This window comes from Pontibacillus yanchengensis, assembly GCF_009856295.1.
In the GTDB taxonomy this organism is placed as follows: Bacteria; Bacillota; Bacilli; order Bacillales; family BH030062; genus Pontibacillus; species Pontibacillus yanchengensis_A.
Genome location: NZ_WMEU01000019.1, coordinates 1 through 2,801, shown reverse-complemented (window position 1 = coordinate 2,801; position 2,801 = coordinate 1). Strand labels below are relative to the sequence as shown.

Sequence of the window (2,801 nt, the reverse complement as noted above, 5' to 3'; positions counted from 1 at the left end):
CCATTTATTATTGTTTACAGGCGATAGTTTCAGGTACAAAGAATCATTAACTCACCGATAATTTAGAGGCGGCAAGTGGCATACATTTTTGAATGCCATTCCCTACATTTTTTACTTGCCAAATACAACCAAAATAGTGACAGTATTCGACGAATCATTCAGCCTATTCACTTTATTACGGCTTTAACATAAAAATACTTCTTATTGTGTTTAATCGATTCTAATGCTGAGCATACTTTTCAAAATAGCATTTTATTGAAGTTATTGTCCTATACAAAAGGATATAAATATAAAACGATTTTTATCTTATTACGCACCAATGTTACATGATCCTCAATGGTTAGGAAGGCCCCAAATCTTCACGTATCTCCTCTATGTTGGAGAAAAATCTAACATGGGATTCATTATCAAAATTTGGTACAGAATTTAGAATTTACTACTCGACTTCCTTTTGGTAAGGAAGCAACCTCCTCTATATCTTCTTCTAAATGCTCAAGAACTTCAAGTATGATAAGGGTTTGATACATCTGGATAATTTCAATGACTTCCCATTCACACCCCCTCCTTTACAAACTTCACCTTATTGTATTCTTTGATAGTACGAGGAGGCACAGGGTTTGTCTAGAACCTAGACTAATCTCGTTTAAGTTTAAAATGATGAATCTGACTTGTATAGGAGAGACACCCTAAAAAAGATCATTAAAAAAAGGATTCCTACCTAAGTAGAAATCCTTTATATTTCATCGTTTTTTATTATTAAATATTATAAGTTCTAACCAGTACCGGTGGCCGGGTTCGAACCGGCACTCCAGAAGGAACACGATTTTGAGTCGTGCGCGTCTGCCAATTCCGCCACACCGGCATAGTATTGGAGGCGGTAACCGGATTTGAACCGGTGATAAAGGTTTTGCAGACCTCTGCCTTACCACTTGGCTATACCGCCATTTTAAGATTCATTTATTATTATATGACATCTTATGCTGGATGTTCAACAATTATACTTATATATAGAAAATGGAGCGGAAGACGGGATTCGAACCCGCGACCCCCACCTTGGCAAGGTGGTGTTCTACCACTGAACTACTTCCGCATCTTATAATGAATCTTGGCTGGGCCAGCTGGATTCGAACCAGCGCATCACGGTACCAAAAACCGATGCCTTACCGCTTGGCTATGGCCCAATGATAAAAAATGGGGCGACTAATGGGACTCGAACCCATGCATGCCGGAGCCACAATCCGGTGTGTTAACCACTTCACCATAGCCGCCACAATAAAATGGCAGGGGTAGTAGGAATCGAACCCACATTGGCGGTTTTGGAGACCGCTGTTCTGCCTTTGAACTATACCCCTACTTTAATTAAAATGTTAAATGGTGGAGGAGGCAGGACTCGAACCTGCGAACCCAGAGGGAGCGGATTTACAGTCCGCCGCGTTTGGCCAACTTCGCTACTCCTCCATTTTTTCATTAGAATGCAGGCCAGAGGACTTGAACCCCCAACCTACTGATTACAAGTCAGTTGCTCTACCAATTGAGCTAGGCCTGCGCTACAAAAATGGTGGCTCAGGACGGAATCGAACCGCCGACACACGGATTTTCAGTCCGTTGCTCTACCGACTGAGCTACTGAGCCAGTCTTTATGTATGCAATTTAAGGCATTTAATGGCGGTCCGGACGGGACTCGAACCCGCGACCTCCTGCGTGACAGGCAGGCATTCTAACCAACTGAACTACCGGACCATTTTGTTTTTATATCGATCAATATATCGACGTTGTAGAAAATAAATTTGGTTGCGGGGACAGGATTTGAACCTGCGACCTTCGGGTTATGAGCCCGACGAGCTACCAGACTGCTCCACCCCGCGATAATATTAAGTTACTATCAATGTATCATACTCACAAACGAGTAAGATGTGAAAGATATGGTGGAGGATACTGGGCTCGAACCAGTGACCCCTTGCTTGTAAGGCAAGTGCTCTCCCAACTGAGCTAATCCTCCATATGAAAGTGGTGACCCGTACGGGATTCGAACCCGTGTTACTGCCGTGAAAGGGCAGTGTCTTAACCACTTGACCAACGGGCCTAATGTTGAACTGGCGGAGAGCGAGGGATTCGAACCCTCGAGACCCGGTAGGGCCTACACGATTTCCAATCGTGCTCCTTCGACCACTCGGACAGCCCTCCATGGCTCCAACGGCAGGATTCGAACCTGCGACCGATCGGTTAACAGCCGATAGCTCTACCTCTGAGCTACGTTGGAATATAGTTAAAAGGAAAATGCCTGGCGGCGTCCTACTCTTGCGGGGGTGAAACCCCGACTACCATCGGCGCTGAAGAGCTTAACTTCTGTGTTCGGCATGGGAACAGGTGTGACCTCTTCGCCAAAACCGCCAGACTATGTAATGTGTTATTCCTTTAAATCAAGGACAGAAAAAAGTATATCGTACTTTCTCCAGTATTGCAAGGAAAAAATTAAATTTATACCTTCAAAACTAGATAAGAATGTGACATCGAATGGTTGGTGCGTCTTCTCGGGCGGGCTAGAGCTAGATCGGAATCCAGCTCCGGCTCCTAGTCCCTAGCGTCATAAGTCATATCCTCTCCAGAGGCTTAACGCCTCTTGCGATGATCTGTCTTATGCGTACGGGACTAAGCAGTCGCCTGCGCTTTTTGTTTTAGTTAAGTCCTCGATCTATTAGTATCCGTCAGCTGCACGTGTCACCACGCTTCCACCTCGGACCTATCAACCTTGTCGTCTACAAGGGATCTTACTCATTTAAAATGATGGGAAATCTCATCTT

The 2,801-nt window shown here is 44.5% G+C and carries 15 tRNA genes and 2 rRNA genes; all 17 read right to left on the bottom strand.

Annotated features, from left to right (window positions below):
- Nucleotides 1–780: 780 nt before the first annotated feature.
- A tRNA-Leu gene (locus GLW08_RS21450) sits at nt 781–862 on the bottom strand.
- Between the two features lie 7 nt (nt 863–869).
- Nucleotides 870–943, bottom strand: a tRNA-Cys gene (locus tag GLW08_RS21445).
- Nucleotides 944–1,015: 72 nt separating this feature from the next.
- A tRNA-Gly gene (locus tag GLW08_RS21440) sits at nt 1,016–1,090 on the bottom strand.
- A gap of 16 nt (nt 1,091–1,106) precedes the next feature.
- Nucleotides 1,107–1,181 (bottom strand) — tRNA-Gln (locus GLW08_RS21435).
- An 11-nt stretch (nt 1,182–1,192) separates the two neighbouring features.
- Nucleotides 1,193–1,268: transfer RNA gene (locus GLW08_RS21430), tRNA-His, on the bottom strand.
- A 10-nt stretch (nt 1,269–1,278) separates the two neighbouring features.
- A tRNA-Trp gene (locus GLW08_RS21425) sits at nt 1,279–1,352 on the bottom strand.
- Nucleotides 1,353–1,372: 20 nt separating this feature from the next.
- Nucleotides 1,373–1,458, bottom strand: a tRNA-Tyr gene (locus tag GLW08_RS21420).
- 15 nt (nt 1,459–1,473) lie between these two features.
- Nucleotides 1,474–1,546: transfer RNA gene (locus GLW08_RS21415), tRNA-Thr, on the bottom strand.
- A gap of 10 nt (nt 1,547–1,556) precedes the next feature.
- Nucleotides 1,557–1,632, bottom strand: a tRNA-Phe gene (locus GLW08_RS21410).
- Nucleotides 1,633–1,663: 31 nt separating this feature from the next.
- Nucleotides 1,664–1,740 (bottom strand) — tRNA-Asp (locus GLW08_RS21405).
- Nucleotides 1,741–1,788: 48 nt separating this feature from the next.
- Nucleotides 1,789–1,865 (bottom strand) — tRNA-Met (locus GLW08_RS21400).
- Nucleotides 1,866–1,923: 58 nt separating this feature from the next.
- Nucleotides 1,924–1,999, bottom strand: a tRNA-Val gene (locus GLW08_RS21395).
- A gap of 9 nt (nt 2,000–2,008) precedes the next feature.
- Nucleotides 2,009–2,083: transfer RNA gene (locus tag GLW08_RS21390), tRNA-Glu, on the bottom strand.
- Between the two features lie 11 nt (nt 2,084–2,094).
- A tRNA-Ser gene (locus tag GLW08_RS21385) sits at nt 2,095–2,184 on the bottom strand.
- A gap of 1 nt (nt 2,185) precedes the next feature.
- A tRNA-Asn gene (locus GLW08_RS21380) sits at nt 2,186–2,260 on the bottom strand.
- Nucleotides 2,261–2,279: 19 nt separating this feature from the next.
- A 5S ribosomal RNA gene (gene rrf / locus GLW08_RS21375) occupies nt 2,280–2,395 on the bottom strand.
- Between the two features lie 280 nt (nt 2,396–2,675).
- A 23S ribosomal RNA gene (locus GLW08_RS21370) occupies nt 2,676–2,801 on the bottom strand; the annotation flags it as partial.